Annotated in this window: 17 protein-coding genes; 13 read left to right on the top strand and 4 right to left on the bottom strand. The window is 48.3% G+C overall.

The genetic code is table 11. The annotated features are described in order from the left end of the window. From ACLTXB_RS03180 to ACLTXB_RS03165, 4 genes are read left to right on the top strand one after another with little or no spacing between them, the layout of a single operon-like run. On the top strand, positions 1 to 774 hold the full coding sequence (locus ACLTXB_RS03180) for an AAA domain-containing protein (RefSeq protein ID WP_412261071.1): 774 nt from the start codon (positions 1 to 3) through the stop codon (positions 772 to 774). Next, positions 704 to 2,722: an AAA domain-containing protein gene (locus tag ACLTXB_RS03175; protein ID WP_428226102.1), complete on the top strand. Its 2,019-nt coding sequence runs from the start codon at positions 704 to 706 to the stop codon at positions 2,720 to 2,722. The genes ACLTXB_RS03180 and ACLTXB_RS03175 overlap by 71 nt, the downstream gene beginning before the upstream one ends. Positions 2,723 to 2,758: 36 nt before the next feature. Further along, the gene (locus ACLTXB_RS03170; RefSeq protein WP_412261067.1) at positions 2,759 to 3,292 is read left to right on the top strand and encodes a GDSL-type esterase/lipase family protein; all 534 of its coding nucleotides are present in this window, start codon (positions 2,759 to 2,761) and stop codon (positions 3,290 to 3,292) included. Continuing rightward, positions 3,289 to 3,681 carry a rhodanese-like domain-containing protein gene (locus ACLTXB_RS03165; protein ID WP_412261065.1) on the top strand — a complete coding sequence of 131 codons (393 nt, stop codon included), beginning with the start codon at positions 3,289 to 3,291 and terminating at the stop codon, positions 3,679 to 3,681. The genes ACLTXB_RS03170 and ACLTXB_RS03165 overlap by 4 nt, the downstream gene beginning before the upstream one ends. A 134-nt stretch (positions 3,682 to 3,815) precedes the next feature. On the opposite strand, the gene ACLTXB_RS03160 is transcribed toward ACLTXB_RS03165, so the two are convergent. Further along, positions 3,816 to 4,892 carry a DUF6076 domain-containing protein gene (locus tag ACLTXB_RS03160; RefSeq protein ID WP_412261063.1) on the bottom strand — a complete coding sequence of 359 codons (1,077 nt, stop codon included), beginning with the start codon at positions 4,890 to 4,892 and terminating at the stop codon, positions 3,816 to 3,818. Between the two features lie 137 nt (positions 4,893 to 5,029). Between ACLTXB_RS03160 and ACLTXB_RS03155 the strand changes: the two genes are divergently transcribed. From ACLTXB_RS03155 to ACLTXB_RS03115, 9 genes are all read left to right on the top strand, one after another. Then, the gene (locus tag ACLTXB_RS03155; RefSeq protein WP_412261061.1) at positions 5,030 to 5,242 is read left to right on the top strand and encodes a helix-turn-helix transcriptional regulator; all 213 of its coding nucleotides are present in this window, start codon (positions 5,030 to 5,032) and stop codon (positions 5,240 to 5,242) included. Further along, positions 5,242 to 5,907, top strand: coding sequence for a helix-turn-helix domain-containing protein (locus ACLTXB_RS03150; protein ID WP_412261059.1), 666 nt, complete (start codon positions 5,242 to 5,244; stop codon positions 5,905 to 5,907). Before ACLTXB_RS03155 ends, ACLTXB_RS03150 begins: the two co-directional genes overlap by 1 nt. After that, positions 5,904 to 6,335, top strand: a complete 432-nt coding sequence (locus tag ACLTXB_RS03145) for a hypothetical protein (protein WP_412261057.1) — start codon at positions 5,904 to 5,906, stop codon at positions 6,333 to 6,335. Before ACLTXB_RS03150 ends, ACLTXB_RS03145 begins: the two co-directional genes overlap by 4 nt. Positions 6,336 to 6,672: 337 nt before the next feature. Beyond that, positions 6,673 to 7,080: a hypothetical protein gene (locus ACLTXB_RS03140; protein WP_428226101.1), complete on the top strand. Its 408-nt coding sequence runs from the start codon at positions 6,673 to 6,675 to the stop codon at positions 7,078 to 7,080. A 96-nt stretch (positions 7,081 to 7,176) separates the two neighbouring features. After that, a complete protein-coding gene (locus ACLTXB_RS03135; protein ID WP_412261054.1) occupies positions 7,177 to 7,473 on the top strand; it encodes a DUF6809 family protein in 297 nt (98 codons plus the stop codon). Between the two features lie 57 nt (positions 7,474 to 7,530). Further along, positions 7,531 to 8,733 (top strand): tyrosine-type recombinase/integrase, encoded by a 1,203-nt coding sequence (locus ACLTXB_RS03130; RefSeq protein ID WP_412261052.1) that lies wholly within the window; start codon positions 7,531 to 7,533, stop codon positions 8,731 to 8,733. Beyond that, complete coding sequence (locus tag ACLTXB_RS03125; protein ID WP_412261050.1) at positions 8,697 to 10,274, top strand: tyrosine-type recombinase/integrase; 1,578 nt, start codon at positions 8,697 to 8,699, stop codon at positions 10,272 to 10,274. Before ACLTXB_RS03130 ends, ACLTXB_RS03125 begins: the two co-directional genes overlap by 37 nt. A gap of 152 nt (positions 10,275 to 10,426) precedes the next feature. After that, positions 10,427 to 10,918 (top strand): hypothetical protein, encoded by a 492-nt coding sequence (locus ACLTXB_RS03120; protein ID WP_428226100.1) that lies wholly within the window; start codon positions 10,427 to 10,429, stop codon positions 10,916 to 10,918. Further along, complete coding sequence (locus ACLTXB_RS03115; RefSeq protein ID WP_412261046.1) at positions 10,915 to 11,733, top strand: hypothetical protein; 819 nt, start codon at positions 10,915 to 10,917, stop codon at positions 11,731 to 11,733. The genes ACLTXB_RS03120 and ACLTXB_RS03115 overlap by 4 nt, the downstream gene beginning before the upstream one ends. Before the next feature lie 353 nt (positions 11,734 to 12,086). Here ACLTXB_RS03115 and ACLTXB_RS03110 read toward each other — a convergent pair whose 3' ends face one another. The 3 genes from ACLTXB_RS03110 to ACLTXB_RS03100 all read right to left on the bottom strand — a co-directional run bounded on the left by ACLTXB_RS03110 (position 12,087) and on the right by ACLTXB_RS03100 (position 18,027). Beyond that, on the bottom strand, positions 12,087 to 15,710 hold the full coding sequence (locus tag ACLTXB_RS03110) for a hypothetical protein (protein ID WP_412261044.1): 3,624 nt from the start codon (positions 15,708 to 15,710) through the stop codon (positions 12,087 to 12,089). 507 nt (positions 15,711 to 16,217) lie between these two features. Next, positions 16,218 to 17,375: a PIN domain-containing protein gene (locus ACLTXB_RS03105; RefSeq protein WP_412261042.1), complete on the bottom strand. Its 1,158-nt coding sequence runs from the start codon at positions 17,373 to 17,375 to the stop codon at positions 16,218 to 16,220. A 472-nt stretch (positions 17,376 to 17,847) separates the two neighbouring features. Then, a complete protein-coding gene (locus tag ACLTXB_RS03100) occupies positions 17,848 to 18,027 on the bottom strand; it encodes a putative motility protein (RefSeq protein WP_428226099.1) in 180 nt (59 codons plus the stop codon). Between the last annotated feature and the right edge of the window lie 113 nt (positions 18,028 to 18,140).

The raw sequence follows: 18,140 nt of genomic DNA, 5'->3' as shown, positions 1-18,140 counted from the left end.
ATGGACAACAAAAAATACATGCTCCTGGTCAATGGCCAGGATAAAACAGACTCCGTCGCCAGCTTCCATTTTCAGGGCGGTATGTGCGAGGTAGTCTATACTAGTTCCCCTAAGTCCTATCGCTACCACGCTGGAAAAGTACGTCTCTTAAAAGCACAAAATCATATCACTCCTTCGGAGTTCATCATTACTGTGGACGGAAATCCTCTTTCGCAGGTTGATGAGATTCTGGATTTTGGCCCCTTTTACCGTTTCCTCCGGAATGAGAAAAAAGCCCTTACATATCCAAAAGGACGGGTGGAACTCCAGAAAAACTGTCTTACGAACCAGAAACAGGCAGGCGTTTTTGAATACTTCAAAGAAACGGCAACGGCGGTCAGTCTGGTAGCTGAAGGTGGCCTCAACATCCTGAGTGCCCAGTACGAACGCATCAAAAGTGTTAGTGATGCAACTGTCCTATCCTGCTACCTGGATGCCTCCAAAAAGCCCGCAGCACGGGCCCTTCCAGAATCTATTATCTACCCTTTTGGGCTGAACCAGAGCCAGAAAACAGCAGTAGAGAATGCCCTTTCTTCTCAGGTCAGTATCATCCAAGGGCCTCCCGGTACCGGTAAGACACAAACCATTTTGAATATTATCGCCAATGCGGTTCGGAATGGCCAGACGGTAGCTGTTGTCTCTAACAACAACTCCGCCACCTTAAATGTGGCGGAAAAAACTGGAAAAGAAAGGTCTCTCCTTTCTGACTGCTTTCCTGGGAAGCCGTGCCAATAAGGAACATTTTCTGGAAGCCCAGACTGAGCGATATCCTGATATGTCGTCTTGGGTTCTAGAGACGGAAGAGAAGTCGCAACTGGATCAGGAGGTAACGATTCTCTCCAAAGAGCTCAGTGAGATGCTCAACGCAAAGAATCGTATTGCAGCCATTGAACAAGAACTCTTACAGCTGACACCGGAAGAACACTATTTTGGTGAGTACTACAACACTTACGCCCAGGCCCCAAGGAATGAGGTGAAAGGTCTCTCCTCTCAAAAGATTCTATCTCTCTGGTTAGAATACGAGCAGTATGCCCAGCAGGAGAACAAACTGGGTCTGCTCCAAAAGATATCCATTCTCTTTCGCTTCAATCGCAGTGCGCTGAAAGTGTTTCTCCAGGCTCCGGAGCTGGTAATTCCGTATCTCCAGCGGCAATTTTATGTGGTACGCCGGCAAGAATTGACGGATGAACGGGCTCAACTGGAGAAAAAGCTGGAGCAGTATGCATTTGACGAAAAGATGGCGGAATTGACGGAAAAGTCTCTGCGGCTATTCCGGGCAGAGCTAAGCAAAAAGTTCCATTGGCAGAAGCCCCGCCAGCGCTTTGAAATGCGGGATTTCCGGGCAAAATCCAAAGAATTCAATCATGAATATCCAGTAATCCTGAGTACGACTTACTCTATCAAGGGCACCTTGAACTTTGAACATATCTACGATTATCTCATCGTGGATGAAGCCTCTCAGGTGGATCTGGCCACTGGTGTCCTCGCCTTTGCCAGTGCCAAAAACATCGTCATCGTAGGAGATCTTCAGCAGCTCCCGAATGTGCTGGACAGTCAGAATACTCAGAAAAGCGAGGAAATCTGGAAGCGGTATTCTCTCCCGGAGTCCTACCATTTCTCTGCTCATAGTCTGCTCTCCTCTGCCATCTCCGCATGGCCGGAAGCTCCTATGGTTCTCCTGCGAGAACACTATCGTTGCCATCCCAAGATTATCAATTTCTGCAATCAGAAATTCTATGGTGGGAAGCTCATTGTCATGACGGAGGACCATGAGGAGCCCGATGTGCTGACCATGTACCGGACAGCACCCGGCAACCACGCCCGTGATCATTTGAACCAAAGACAGATTGATGTAATCCGGCTGGAAGTACTTCCCCGTTTGGCGAAACAAGGGTATGAGAGTATCGGCATTATCACACCGTACAGGGATCAGGTAGCAGCAATTCAAACACAGCTGGGCAAAGAGTTGGAAGTGGCTACCGTCCATAAGTTCCAAGGCCGTGAGAAGGACGCTATCATCCTGACTTCCGTGGATAATATCATTACGAAATTTGTAGATGATCCTCGGATGCTGAATGTGGCGGTTTCTCGAGCGGTCAAGTCATTGACTGTTGTCACCTCGCAGGATCCGCAGAATGATCGAACCAATTACGGGGATCTGGCCCGCTACATCGAGTACAACAACTGCGCGGTAATCGAAAGTACAGTCTACTCCGTTTTCGATTTACTCTATCAGGGGTATGCTGAACAGCGGCGATCCTTTCTGAAAAAGCACAAGAGAGTCTCGGAATATGACTCAGAAAACCTTCTCTACGCCGTAATTCAAGAAATTCTTCAAAAGGCAGAGTTTTCTTTCGTGGATTGTGCCGCCCATGTGTCCTTGGTCAATTTGGTGAAAGACTACTCCATATTGACAGAGGAAGAAACAACTTACGCTCGCAATCCCCTAACCCATGTAGATTTTCTCTTGTTCCGCCGAATGGATAAATCGCCTCTCTTGGCAATCGAAGTGGACGGCGTTGCTTTTCACGCTGCTGGAAGCCTCCAGGCAAGCAGAGATGAGAAGAAAAACCGGATTTTTGAACGGTGCGGAATGCCACTACTTCGTCTTCGAACAGATGGAAGCGGAGAGAAAGAACGCATAGAGCAGGCATTACTGGCGGCAGTTTCTAATAACAGATGATATACGAAATATTACACAGAGAAGAGGAACTACAAGATGAAAGTCATCTGCTTCGGCGATTCCAATACCTTTGGCTATGATCCCCGGAGCTATTTCGGCGGACGTTACGACGCAGACAGCAGGTGGGTAGACATTCTAGCCACGCAAAAAGACTGGACAATCTCCAACATGGGTCAGAACGGCCGGGAGATTCCTTCCTCTGCCCCTTCCTTCCCTGCTGACACAGATCTGATGATCGTCATGCTGGGGATCAACGACCTACTCCAGGGCCGGAGCCCGAAGCAGGCCGCTGAGAGGCTGGAGAGATTTCTCTCCGGCATAACCTTGGATCGAAAGAAGATCCTCCTGATCGCACCGCCGCCGGTAGCCTTGGGGGCATGGGTGCCCAATCAGCAGCTCATTGATGATTCCCATACCTTCGCCCAGCTCTGTCATGCCCTGGCGGAGCGAATGGGCATCTGCTTTGCCGATGCCGGAATGTGGAATATTTCCCTGGCCTATGATGGCGTACACTTCACAGAGCAAGGGCACAAGGCCTTTGCCGCAGGACTTTTGGAGGTGCTCAAATGAAACGGATTCTGCCCTTGTTCCTTCTCCTTCTGCTGTTAACCGGATGCGGAGGAACTGCATCGAATTCCTCATCAGAGAACGACTACCAGCAGATCTCCCAGGAAGAGGCCAAAGAGATGATGGACACCCAGGATGTCATTATCCTGGATGTGCGGGAGCAGGACGAATATGACAGCGGCCACATTCCCGGTGCCGTCCTGCTGCCGGTGGGTACCATTGATGAAGAGACTGCCGCGGAGGTGATCCCCGAAAAGGATTCTACCGTTCTGGTCTATTGCCGCAGCGGGAACCGAAGCAAAACCGCCTCCTCTGCCCTGGCTGAACTAGGCTACACCAACATCTATGAATTCGGCGGCATCAACACCTGGCCCTATGAGACAGAGTCGTGAGAATGTCAACACTCGAAGAAGCAGTCATCCCTAAAATCATGCATCGCTATATCAAAGAAAAGGCCGGCAGAGCTGAGCAGTTCTGCCGGCCCTTTTTGTCATCTGCTCACTGTTTCTGCTTTGCGTTATCACCATCAGAATGCGTCCAACCGCTGCACAAGTTCGTCATAAGTCAATTCCCCGCGCTCTACTTGTTTTTGTAATTCCCACACCTGGGCCATCAAGGTATTCCATTCATCGGCATTGATTTTTCCCCGAGTCTTTCTCTGTTTCAATCTGTTATATACCCGGTAAATTTCTCTCTCAGCAAGTGTGCGCTCGGAATTGCGCCGCAGCGCTTTCTGGTGTGCTCCTACCTTTCTGCAGGTACGCACTGTCTCCCCCGGCGCAATATTATTGCAGTAGCAGGTGTTGTACCCGGCAGTCAGCAAGAAATATTTCCCACAGTTGTGGCATTTCCGCGGAGCATTGCCAACGGTCAGTCCTCGAAAGAACTCAACTTCCAAAAAGGATATCAATCCTGTCAGACCAGAAAACCGTGTCTGCTCCGCCAGGATGATTTTGCCCTTATCTGTGGGAGACTCCATGGGAACAAATTTCACTTGAACCGGAAAACTGTGTTCAGGAGGTGACTCATGATTCTCTCTCCCTGCTGTTTCCATATCACTGTAGAATCGATAGATCCCTGTTGCATAAGCTTCCGAATTTCTTCGCTTCAAGGGTTCTAAATATGCGTCCAGTATCTGCATGATTTCTTTTCGGAAAACCCGCAGGAAATCCATCACACCTGTAAGGCTGCGCAGCTGCTTGCCCACTTCTGCCCGTTGTTTGACTGGTATCTTTCGAAGCACAGTCCAAAACGTTTTTACCAAATCGGCATTCTGAGAGATTGGCTGTGACCAATCAATATGCATATCCCGATAGACCGGCAGCCTGGATACAAGAATCCAGACCTCTTGCATTTTCTCCTGTGCGATCTGCACGGAGTTCTTGGTATCCTCTTTCCACACACGCTGTATGGCATGGTAAACATCCTGTAACGCCTGATCAATTGCAGACAACTCTTCTTCCCCGACATTCAGAATGTCCACGACACACTGCCCGGTCGGATACGCCCGCTCACCCACGTAAACACGGTCCTCATGAAAAAGTACTGAAAAATCATCCAAGCTGCTTTTGAATTTGCGCTCATCAGCAAATCGATCATCCATGCTAGTGGCCTCCTGTGATGTACCCGATAATTTTTTAAATTTCCATGAACTGGTTAAAACCCATTGAATATACTTCATGTTTTTGTTATGATCATTGTACCAGATGGAATTATAAAAGTCAATCGGATGATACAGGTATGAAAGAATCGATCCATAAAAGCTACGACGACCTGCCGCTGTTTCTCAACGCGAAAATGGTGGCACAAGTGTTGGGAGTGTCGGTGTCGAGCGGATATGAGCTGATGCACGATCCGAACTTTCCAACACTGCGGGTGGGCAGCCGCATGGTGGTCCCCAAGGAACAATTCATCCAATGGGTAAACGGCCACGCGAAAGGAGGCGGCGGCTGATGTTCTGCTTCCCCTGTCATCGTGACTCCAGATCCTTCCGTTTCCCGCTTCCGAACCGGATCTGGAAGTACCATCTCAAGTACCCGGCCTTCTCTATGCTGGCCTATCTCCACTACCGGCGTCACCGGGAACTTCCCGGCAAAGCAACGCCGGAGGAAGTGGCCGACACCCTGGATCTGAAAACCGGTGTCATCGGCCCCATCCTGGAAGAGCTGGTGCAGCAAGGCCTCATCACACCGGACCTGATCCCGGTCAGTACCAACGAAAAGTTTTTCTCTCTGCCGGATGAAGTCTTCCACCTGGACCTTGGATGCGCTGCCATCGCCATCTATGCCTTCCTGCTCTACCGGGAGAACCGGAAGACCTATCAGTGCACGCTCAGCTACAAGACCATCGGACAGGCCATCGGCGCCAGCAACAACACCGTGCGCAAGTACGTGCTGGAGCTGGAAGCGGCCGGGCTCATCGCCACTAACCGCACCATGGTGCTGGACGCCAACGGAAAAGAGCGCAACGGTAGTCTCCGCTACACCATCCTACCGGTGCAAAATGCGATGGAGCTGTATCACCAGCGGCTACTGGCTGCGCTAGATGCTGCCGCAGAACGACAGAGGGTGAAAAAGCGCCTGTCCGCTTCCGCCCCGAAAGGAGGTGCTGCCCTATGACCATCCTGGCGGATCTGCTGGATCAGATCCTGGAGCAAGACCCCCATGCATCAGCAGAGTACTTCCTGGTGGCCAGGCAGTACATCCAGACCCAGTGGCAGGCTCTCCACGGGGCACCCATGCCGGAGGAAGCACTGACTCTGTACATGGCCGATCCGTCCCGCGGCGATCTCACGGAGGAACAAAAGGCCCTCGCGCACAGATGCTTGGGAGAAGTGCGCGGCAGCTTCCAGCGCACCATCTGGAATGTGATGCTGTGCGACCAGATGCTGAAAGACGACATCATCCGAAACCTCCGGGAGTTCCGAAATCTGAATCGGCGGCGGTATGCCGGAGGCGGTGCGCCGGAGACGCGTTGTGAGCCCCTGTGTGCGCCCGGCCAGGACAACCCCATCCCAGCACCAGAAGTACATCCCGAAGGCGTGTGACGGGGCTGTGCGGGAGAGTGGGACCGTTTTCTGCGATCCCCCTCTCCCCCCTCGGATTCCGCCCTGTTTGGGGCCCTTTCGGCCGGCCGAATTTGGGACAAGATAAAGGGGCGTGCACCTAAAAGGTACCGTTTCGCCCCAAAAACACCGGACCCGCAATGCGGGCCGGGGTACCGCTGACCGCGGCGGTTTTGGAGGTTTGGTACCAAACAGGGTGCTCTTCATTTGAACAAATCGGGAAACGGCAGAGGATTGAGGGCCGTTTCCAACGTGATCTGAATTGGTACCGGAAGGAGGACCGGAAATGTTAGAAAAACGGGTAAAATCAGGACTCGCGGTGACCCCGCGGCACCTGAAACTATGCGACGACAATCTGCGGCGGGCAGGTGTCAGCTCCCGCAATGACTTCGTGGAGCAGGCCATCGAGTTCTACTGCTCCCATCTTCTGTCCCATGAACTCGCTCAACTGCGCAGCCGGGGTGAAGTTCCCATGGAGCGGTTCGAGACACTGAGCAAATCTCTGGGCACAGGACAGTACAAACTGTCGGTGGAAGTCGCCACCATGGCGCGCATCCTGGCGCGGATGGCGCACCTGCCGGAGAGCGAGGTGCGGTCCATTCAGGCAGACAGTATACAGGAAGTCAAACACCTGGGCCGCGCCCCCACGTTCCTGCAAAGCTATCGTCGGGAACAAGGCGGTTCCTTCTGTCAGGATGATGTCGCGGACGAGGACGATCTGCTGTAAAAGCAAATGATAACTTTCTCTTAACAGTGCTGTGTCTCTCTGGCTATTCCGCACGCCGGACGGTATTGTGTGTAGCAAAAGAAGGAGGCGGCACACATGAACGACTACATGAGAGCACTGCATCAGCGGTTCTTCCGGGAGCCGGACTGCACAGAGATCCGCCGGGAGCTGGAAACGCTGCGTCTCACACTGCGGGACAAGCTGGACCGGCAGGACCGGGAGGCGCTGCTGAAACTGACGGATCTCGCCATCGAGCTGCGGGAGGACGTCTCCCTGGCGTCCTTCACCGCCGGCTTCCAGCTGGGGCTGGGGATCGCCGGAGAGCTGACGCACTACTCGTTCGAAGACGATGAAGAGGAGCGTGCACTGCGCCGGCAGGAGCAAAAAGAGTGATGAGCGTGCATCGCTATATCAAAGAAAAGGAACCAGACAAACAAGAGGTGATCGAGCATGAGTAAACGGAGACCATCCGGAGACGGTATGGTCCGCAAACGGGAGGACGGCCGCTGGGAGGGCCGTATCGTGGTGGGCCACAAGCAAAACGGCGAGCCCATCTTCCGGTACGTGCTGGCCAAGACGCAAAAGGAACTGCTGGCCAAGCTCCACCGGGACATGGATCTCTATCAGGATGCGCAGCTCACCGAGGACAGCCGCATGACCCTGGGTGAGTACCTGGACCGCTGGATGGAGGAGTACGGTGCTGTCACTCTGCGTCCCAACACCCTGCGCAGCTACGAGCAGTACATCCGGTGCTACGTGAAGCCCTACTTAGGCGGCAAGATCATCTCCCGCATCACTCGTCTGGATATACAAAAGCTATACCAGAAGCTGAAAAAAGAAGGCCGGGTCCACGACCACCCAGAGTACGGGTACGAACTGTCGGACACCATGGTGCTCCGCATCCACGCCATGCTCCACCGGTGTCTCAAAGACGCGGAACGGGATCACATCATCCCCTACAATCCCACGGACGGAACCAAGCTGCCCAAGAACAGCTACAAGCCCAAGCAGGTTCTGGACCGGGAGCAGATGGACGCCTTCCTGGCGGCAGTGGACAAGAACGAAACCTGGCGGGACTTCTTCTACACGGAGCTGACCACCGGCCTGCGCCGGGGTGAAATCTGCGGTCTCATGTGGAAGGATTTCGACGCGAGCACCGGGACGCTGAAGATCCTCCGTTCTGTGAATGCCCCCAAGCGAGGGGAGCTGGAGATCGGCGAAACCAAAACGGAACGGGGCAGGCGCACCATCCGTCTCCCGCCCAGCACCATCCAGCGTCTGAAGGAGCGGAAGAAACACTCCATCAGTCTGTGGATCTTCCCGGATCCTCTGGCGCCGGAGAAGCCGGTGCGCCCCAGCGCCGCCTACTACTGGATGAAGGTACTGCTGAAAGAGGCAGGACTGCCCCGCATCCGGTTCCATGATCTGCGCCACACCTTCGCCACCCACGCGCTGGCCAGCGGCGTGGATGCCAAGACGCTCTCCGGCATCCTGGGTCACACCAACGCCTCCTTCACGCTGGACACCTACACCCATGTGACGCCGGACATGCAAAAAGCCGCCAGCGATGTGGTTGGCGGCTTTCTGAAAGATCTGCTGGGAGAGGAGTTGAACCCATGGCAAGGAAACGAAAAAGCGGAACCGGCACCATAAGGCAGCGCAAGGACGGCCGCTGGGAAGGCCGTGCCGTGGTGGGATACGATGAAAAGGGCCTGCCCAAGACGAAAAACGTGCTGGCCAAAAGCAAGCATGAGTGTCAGGAAAAGCTCACCAAGCTCATGGAGGCGGTAGGCAACACCAAGTCTGAAAAGATCCGTGCCGACATGCCCTTCGGAGAATGGGTGGACTTCTGGTATCAGACCTACGTCAAGTCCGGTCTCCGCCCCACCACGCAGCACACCTATGAGACCAACATCTACCAGCACGTCATTCCGCAGCTGGGCCAGATTCCGCTGTGCCAACTGACCCAGAAGGATCTCCAGCAGTTCTACGCCCACCTGAAAAAGGAGGGCCGGCTCATCCGCACCGATCTCTACGGCAAGGGTCTCTCCGACCGGATGGTGCGGATGTGCCACGCCAAATGCCGGGCAGCCCTGGACCAGGCGGTGCAGGAGAACCTGATCCGGACCAACCCGGCAATAGGCTGCAAGCTGCCGCCCAAACGGGGCCGGGAGATGCAGGTGTTGTCCCGCCAGGAACTCCAGCGGTTTCTCATGCAGGCCAAGGCAGATGGATACTTCGAGCTGTTCCTGCTGGACCTGTCCACGGGACTGCGCCGGGGAGAGCTGCTGGCCCTGCAATGGTCCGACTTGGATCTGGATGCCGGGACACTGTCTGTGACCAAGCAGATCTATGAAGTGAACGGAAAGATGCAGATAAGCATCCCCAAAACCAAGGCATCCATCCGCAAGCTGGTGCTGCCGCCTGCAGTGATAGAAGTATTCCGGGAGTATCAGAAAACGGCCAAATGCCGCTGGGTATTCCCCTCGCCCATCAAGGAGGATGCGCCGCTCACCCCCGGCTCCATGCTCCGGCGGCTCCATGTGACGCTGGAGCGGGCCCAGTGCAAGCAAATCCGCTTCCATGATCTGCGCCATACTTTCGCCACCATGGCCCTGGAAAACGGCATGGACATCAAGACCCTCTCCGCCATGCTGGGCCATGTGTCAGCGGCAACCACGCTGGATATCTACACCCATATCACCGGCGACATGCTCAGCGAAGCCGCCGCCAAGATCGACCGAGGCCTGGGCAATGAGGTGGCGGAGGACACTTCGGAGGCAGCGCAGAACCCCCTCGCCGACTTCAAACCGGTCATGCGGCGCATCAGAAAGCCCGGCACCGGCTGCATCAATGAACTCAACGACCACCTCTTTGAGGGACGCTACTCCCCCACCTGGCCGGACGGCACGAAGCATTCCAAATGCGTCTACGCCCACACCCGGGAGGAGTGCGAGGCAAAGCTAAATGTGCTGATTCAGCAGATGAACGCAGAGCGGAAAGCTATCCAAGACCGCCTGCGGGGAATCGTCTCACCGGATAAGCTCACTAAGAAGCAGCGGCAAATCTGGGAATACCTGCGGCTTCACCCGGACGAGACAAATTACAGTATCATTGCCAGGGGTGCAAAGGTGACCCGGCATACGGTGGCCAAGCACTATGGGATGGTACGGGAGATGCTGGGGTTCCACTAACGAAACAATCCCGGCATCCGGTATGCGGAATGTCCCCATTGAAAAATTTCTCTGCCACCAGAAATGGCAACAGCGTATTTTCCTTGTTTATTCGTACCGAATAGCATATAATATTTTTGAGGTGATGTGCTGTGGAGAAGCGCACTGCAAAAGTGAATATCAGTGCCGCAGGCGGAACTGCGGCAAAAGGATCCCGAACCTGCAAGGTCACGCTGCCTACTACCTGGCTGGAGGCCATGGGCGTCAGCGAATCCCAGCGGGAACTGGAACTCTCCTTTGACGGAGAACAGATCACCCTTTCCCGCCCGGATGCCGTCTCTGACGCGGAACACGACGTCCGCACCTTCCGCTTCTACGACGGCCAGCGGCTCTGCACCACTATCCGCGCGGACTTCACGGCGAAAACCGTGTCTGCAGAAAATCATGTGGTCGACCCGGTAAAAACGGCGTTCGGCAATAATCCCCGCCCCTCCTGGGCCGACTTCCAAGCCTTCCTGGAAGAGCGTTGCATACCACGCCAGCGAGCCGGCTTGCGGGAGTATCTAGAGGCCATCGGCGTGGCGGAATATGACCCTCTGCAGATCATCCAAAAAACCAAAGGCCGTATGGCTGAGGATCAGCAGTGGCTGGAGGTGCTGCCATGAGTATCTCTCTGGTATCAAATCAGAAAATTGCAGAGACATCTTCCAAGGGAAATCAGGAAAAATGGTACGACGCTGGCACGGATAGCTGGTACAAGCTGGACCAGTTTGGGTATGAAGCCTTGGCGGAAACCGTGATCTCTCAACTTCTGGAGCAGAGCAATATTGAGTGCGACACTCCGTTCACCTTTCTTCGCTACCGTATGGAAACTCTGCGTGTCCATGGGCAAGAGCGGACAGGTTGCGTTAGTTCTAATTTTCTGAAAGAAGGCCAGTCCATCATCACGCTGAACCATCTGCTGACCCGTTGCTTGGGAATGCCCTTACGGGACAAGCTTGCGCGGATTCCCAGTGACAAGCGCCGGATCGCCTACCTGGCAGAAGCCACGGCAGACTATACGGGCCTTACGGACTTTCCCCAGTATCTGACACTGCTCTTTGAGGTGGACGCTCTGTTCTGTAACGACGACCGGCATCTCAACAATATCGCTGTCCTCCAGGAAAACGGCGTTTACAGCTACTGTCCTATTTTTGACAATGGAGCTGGACTGCTCTCCAACACGCAATTCTCCCGCATGGACATCGAGCCCGCTGCTCTGATCACTTCTCTCAAGGCGCGGCCTTTCCTGACCACCTTCACCCGGCAGCGGAACACCGCCCGCAGCCTATTTGGACCGCAACTCCGGATGCCCATACTAACTGCAGCAGAGATCCGGGAGGTGCTTTCACCCGCGCTGGAATTCTATCCGGCCAGGGATCGCGGCACCATCACTGACCGGGTTACGGCGTGTATTATGCTACGACAGCGGGCGAAGTAAAGCGGTTAGCGCAAGTAATGAAATGACTAATTATTATATCATAAGCGTTGACGTGTGGGATCTATGTGGGGTGTCCACTGTTTCGGCGTATTGAATTTCGGATGATTCCGTAAAACAAGAAATCTCACTTTGGTATAGATGGTTGGTTTTGGGTGCATCAAATTATAGCCTGTGATAATCCATCGATAAAAATCTGCTCCCCCTCGAAAAGATAGCGTTACCTTTCTTCTCAAGAAGGAGCAGAGATACTCTGTACGTCTTACACACTAATAAGGAACTGGAATAGATGTGACCATATTCCAGAAGGGAGAAATTACTGAAGATACTACAAAAGCTGCAAAGCGACTTAACTCTTAATCTCGGTTCTCTTCTACTTCAGTTTTTCTAGGCTCCCTCCTCCTAATCTTGTAATAATCCGGATGATTCTCATCTTCATAATACTCGTATATCCATTTTTTCCTCTTGAACGCATCTAGCAATACTTGATTTTGAGCAGTTCTCTCAAATTTTGGTCTGCTATGAGAATCAAAGATTTGAATAAAGTCTGTTAGCTTGAGAATCGATAAACACTTTAATGCTTCGGCTTGATTGATATCTTGGAGCATCACCGCAAGAAGGTGCACTTTATCTTCAAAAGAAATTTTACCAGCACAAAGCAAATCTTCCTTTAAAGGCTCTTCAGCGATGCGTGGATCATCAATTATTTCCTCAAAATGATCTGTCGCATTTTGCAAAACTATTTCTTTGATCTCATTAGGTTGCTGATTGTATGACAGGTAAAAGGAAGTCATATCATCTTGCTGCAAATTATTTTTGAGTATATATACACAAATTTGAAGCGAATAGTTTTTCCCAATAATCGAAATTGCATCTGTCGAATAGCTGAGTAGCTTCATTTTATAGGAATCTTCAACATCCCATGATAGTATCTCCACAAGCTCTTCTTGAATAAAGAGTTCATCATTGATAAGATCCAAGTATTCTTTTATGTGCTTCCGGATAAATCTAAATAGGCTTGATTCATATTCCGCTCGCACATAGGTTAGGGTAGCAGTGTTCATCTGAATGATATCATTGTCTATCAAGATAGCCATCTTGGAATCCTGAATACCCGAAACGCCGAAATTCACATACTGAAGTCCAATAGTAGCCATGATATCCTTATACCGCTCATCAACAATATTGTTGCAACTCACTATATAGTCAAGTAGGACATCTCTCTCTTCTTCTGTAATATCAATATTTTGGGGTGAAAAATCTAAAGGTTTGTCTGCACTGTTGATATACTTCACAAGTGAAAAATCCACCTTCTGCTTTTCGCCAAGATAACTTAAGATATTACGCTCAGAGCAAATAAGTTCTCCGGAATCAAGCAACGAACTCCAAATTGAATGGTCTGTAAAGTCAGACAAGTTGTGCAACTTAGTGTCTAAATATTCGACATATTCTTTTTTGCTCGATACATCAATATCGCTGCGGTTTAATAGAAAAACAACATTGCTTTCTTCATCTGATATTTTTCCATCGCATTCCTCCAAAAGGATTGCAAAGTAATCCGGCATATTGTCTTCTACTCTCTTGTAGAGGGGAGAGTTTCTTTTTCCACTGATTATTGTATAACTTTTATGCCGAATGTCCTCAACAATATCAATTCCCCACAGTTTTTCCAAAAATAATGCTATATTATCAAAATTAAGGTCATATAGATTATTTTCATATACTGCGCGGAACAGTTCTTTTTCAGCGTGTTCATAATCAATCTCAGGGAAAGAAACATTTAATTGATTGAATGCAGCAATCAGTTTATCAATTTGCGGAGTATCTATCGACAAGTAATCTTCCGAGTTATTAATGTACTGTGTCAACACTTTATTTCGGTTAACTGTATCAAGCGTATCCTGATCTAAATAATATAACATATAAACCGAAAATAATTTTAATTGCTCCTGATTAAACCCATCCACATCCTGCATATCAACAAAAAGGCTCGGCCATTGCGTATTAAAAGCCCGGATAAAAGCAGGTATATTGGTTGTAAAATCAAAGAATTGAGCAACAAATATAGTATTTTTTGTACTGTGCAGTTGAGAAATTAGGTGAGATAAATGTTCAGATGCACTTTGCGCACTTAAAAGATAGTCGCAGAGCATGAAGTTTAGAGTCTCTTCCTGATCAAAATCAATGGGACGTAAGCGATGAAATACCATTTCTGGTGATTTTAACTGGTAATCATAAGTCTTGGCTTTTTTGTCCGTGATACTACGAAGGTAGATTTTGTCGACGCGGCTCAAACTGTCTTCATAGAAATATGTCATATAGTCCGCATAAGTTTCATCTATATATCCCTCTCTAATCAGATATTTAACAAGAGGAAAATATTCATTCGCTTTTACTTCATTAAAGGTAGTTTCTTCTCCAATTTCATTAGTGACAGTCAAACTAAAAATATGATCAACAGTCTCACGGGTAATTATAGAAGATAATGGCGCATTCTCTATGCTACGAAGTTCTTTTTCTTCTGTAGCGAGTTCTTTCTCAAGTTGTCCTATAACACCTTTTTCTTGATCTTGTACTGCCTGCAGTCTTCGATTATAGTCGGCTTGATCCGTATCACTTAAACGGGATGTATAGCGAATTCTTTTAGGCGCGAAAATAAGATTTAACTCGTCAGTTGTTTGGGCAACTTCTTGTTTAGCGTTTGCGATCCGTCCCCGTTTGTCCTGAATTGCACTACGAAGTTCCTCAACCCTATTTTCAATAAACTTACTTTTATTATCAAAAAGTGCAAATACAAACCCCCTATTCAATTGCAAATCGCTAAAATCTCGCGGGAACAAGTTCTTATAAGTTATCAAGGCGAGCATTTTGTTGTAGTCCAGCTCAGTCGTATTCAGCCTGTTATAGTAAATCAAGAACTCGTTACAAATATTTTTGAGCAAGCGCATGTCGTCCACATATAAAGATATGCCTTGTAAAAAACCTTCATCAAATTTTGAAAATAAATCATTCTTTTTTAGGTGCGAAATAAACTGATTGTAAGAATTTGAGCTATCTACGACGGGAACTACAGGAATGATATAATCAAAAAACTTTGTACGATCTTTGGAAATAAATATATCATCTCGCAGCAAATAGAAGAAACGCAGAATCTTTTTTCCCTCTTTACTCCTCTGAATATTCGCTAAAGTGTTTACTTCGCGAAGCCTTTCAAAAATTCTATGCGCATCGAAACGATCCATATCCTCAAAAACAATTACATCGGCATCAACATTTTCAAAAAGATATAAGACCTCATTGAGATATTTATCAAAAAAGGAGTCATTACTTTCTGAGAAGATTTCAATTTCATTGCCTTGAAAATTTAGTTTTTTAAAGATACTTTTATTTTTTTGAATTACTAATAGCTTGAACAAGAAAAGGCCAGCAAGACCAACGCACAAAACTCCACTGAATATCAAAGAAAGATTGTTAATAGACGGGTTTAATATATTTTTCACAACGCTAGCTGACAACCCGCTAACAAAAGTGGACCATCCATGAAAAAACAAAATATGAAAAAGAGCAATCAAGAACACCAATACTGCGATTGTGTATCCTAAGACTATCCTATTACTGGTGGACTTTTTTACCCTAAAATTGGTTTGAGGGATTTTATCAGTGGGTATTTGATGAATAAGTTGGTTGAGAATCTTTCCTTCAAGAACAGATTCTTTTACAGGAGAGGAATCATCAGCGGAAGATTTTTCAGAATTATCTTGGAAATGGGCCAAAGAAATGTGCAAAAAAGTTTTTTCTTTATGTCTTGATTTATAAGCAGCAAGCACACTACTTTTTCCTGCTCCATATGCGCCAGAAATTGCAACGTTTCGAATATCTGCTTCTTTAAAAATAAAATCTATTGCAGAATCATAAACATCCATATCGCAAGTGTTTACTGGTGTGAGTTTTTCAAATATATATTTTTTGCTTTCTCCCATATTCTCCCTCTCATCCTCTATACAACAAAAGCCGTACGGAAAATCCCGCACGGCTGGCATTGCAGGCTCAAAGCCTACCGTTTTTTAATTATACACTCTTTTGACAAATTCTTCAATGAGAACCATTGTATTGGCCACATTCTTCAACGTAACGCCTTAATATAATAAAATTAAAAAATCAAGGTGACCAGATCTGGTCACCTTGATTGGGAGAACACTACGCTCAATCTTAGAGTCATAGCTGTAGCTTCATACCGGTCCTCTTCTGGGCCTGCCTTACAAGCAATGTACTTATTCCATAAGAAGATGCTGCTGCAGTGCTCAACACTGGACGTGTACCGGTAAAGGGCGGTCATTTCAAGACTGTGCGCATTAGTACAGCAATCCATGTTTCGAGAAAGGCTTTTGAGGACAGGCTGGCTATGGAAGACTGTGGGAAGAAACTGAAAACCGAGAGCACCATAACTATAAAAATACGTACAATAATATTGCGTACTAGGGTGCATTTCAATGTCTGTAGTATTCTTCCAATCCATCCATTTGATCTGCTTTTGCATTTTCCTCCGGATCCTGAACAAGACGTTCCACTCTTGAATCCTGATCCAGTTTAATATCACATGTAACCGATTCTACAGAAAAACTATAATCAAGATTCTCTTCTTGAAAACAAAGCTTTAATTCGCAATAAAAATCTGCATCGTGCTCTTCGTATACGTCATAATGTGGTACAAAAACATATTCTTTATCTTCTGAATCCCAAACACCACTATCAAAATCATCGTAACTGCCATATACCGAAAAGTGCGCAGAGCAGCGGACTGTTACAATTGCATTGCCTTCAGATATTTCGTCGACGGAGTCTAGTTTTACTTTGAGATTTGAAATTTCCAAAACATCTGTCTCATCGTAATCAAATCCTTCAACTATGCCCTTCCTATCATAATCGGTCCCATCAACTTCAATATCGGATGCCTTCAGTTCCCTCAAAATAATTGAATGTATTTGATCTGCATTAGAAGAAAAGTACTTTTCTATTTCTTGATAAGTGTGGTCATTTTTGTTGATTAAATCATAGAGATCCTGCAGTCGTGACAGGAATTGAAATTGAGAGCTACCGTGAAGTGCCTGTTTAAATCCTTCATCATCACTAATAACCCATAGAATCTTTCCTTCTGGAAATTCCTTTTTCAGTTTTGCAATCATAATAGCGTCGGGAAATTCGTGCTTTTTCTTTTCGCGATTCTCAAATGGAGCAACACCTGAGAAATAATCATTTAGTATGGCGTCACAAGTTATACCTTCATTATTTAAAATAATAGCGTTGCAATCCAGTAAGTATTGTTCAAATTCCGTTTTCAATTCGCCTTTAACAAGTTCTTTTGTCGGCAAATTAAAACATGAATGGAAAGACGTTTTTACCAGAGTTTTCTCATCAATGCGCTTTTGGGCATCCTTCATAGCTTTTTCAAAGTAGCCAACAGCGCTTTCCGCATCTTCGCAAATATGTGCCTCAACTTCTCTTTTAACTATGTTGCTAAGGAAAAGTCTGATTTTACCTGCTTTTATATATCGAAGTAGAATCCCCAATTTGCTATCTTCGCTTATATCGTACTTGCAAGCTATAAAAATATTAGAGTCGAGAAAAACAGATATGGGATAGTCCATGCTGCTGCACCCCTCTTATAAACACTTTGGGTAGATGACTGTGTGAGTCTACTTCCTTTTATATCAGGACAGAGTTATTTTACTATATAATCAATCTCAATATCAATATATCAATGATGTCCCTTCTCGAGTAAATGATTGGTTCAGCAAGGATAAGATCAAGGATGTGATGTATGGGACTTTCATGCCCCGAATATGTACCAGCTGATCCAGACGTGCCTAGATGTGAGAGTGGGAGAACTATCTGGAAATGCTTTTTGAGAACATCGAATACGACGTTCCTATTCAGAATAAGCGTGTGGAGTGTGAGCATCTGGATGAGACGGAAGATCTTACTGCAAAAGGTTGGCCTGTCCCTCTAAATTTAAAAACCCACGGCAAGCTGAATAGCTTGCCGTGGGTTTTCTGCCATTCCTAACCGGTGGGTAACCGTTTAGAAAATGCCAATATGCTCTGCATGGTTTTGAATTATTCAGGCATAAACATCAAACGCATACTGAGCAGGGGCGGGAACAGAATTGACCATATCCTGGATGAGAGAAATTGCCTGACTTTCTGCATCATCCATCGTTCTCTTCATCAGGGAAGTGCTGTAAGCACTCTGAATCTGAGCGGTCTGCATTCCCATGATAGACTCTATCACAGCAATCACCCTTTCTCATGAAATGATCGTCCCCGTTGTTTTTATCGACCGGTTCATCCTGTTTGATAAGGACCTACAGCATAAAATACCGCACTTACTGAATGAAAACACCGGGTAAGGAA

This window comes from Flintibacter sp., from assembly GCF_046973065.1.
The sequence above is the reverse complement of the archived record's forward strand: the minus strand, read 5'-3'. Positions and strand labels throughout refer to the sequence as shown.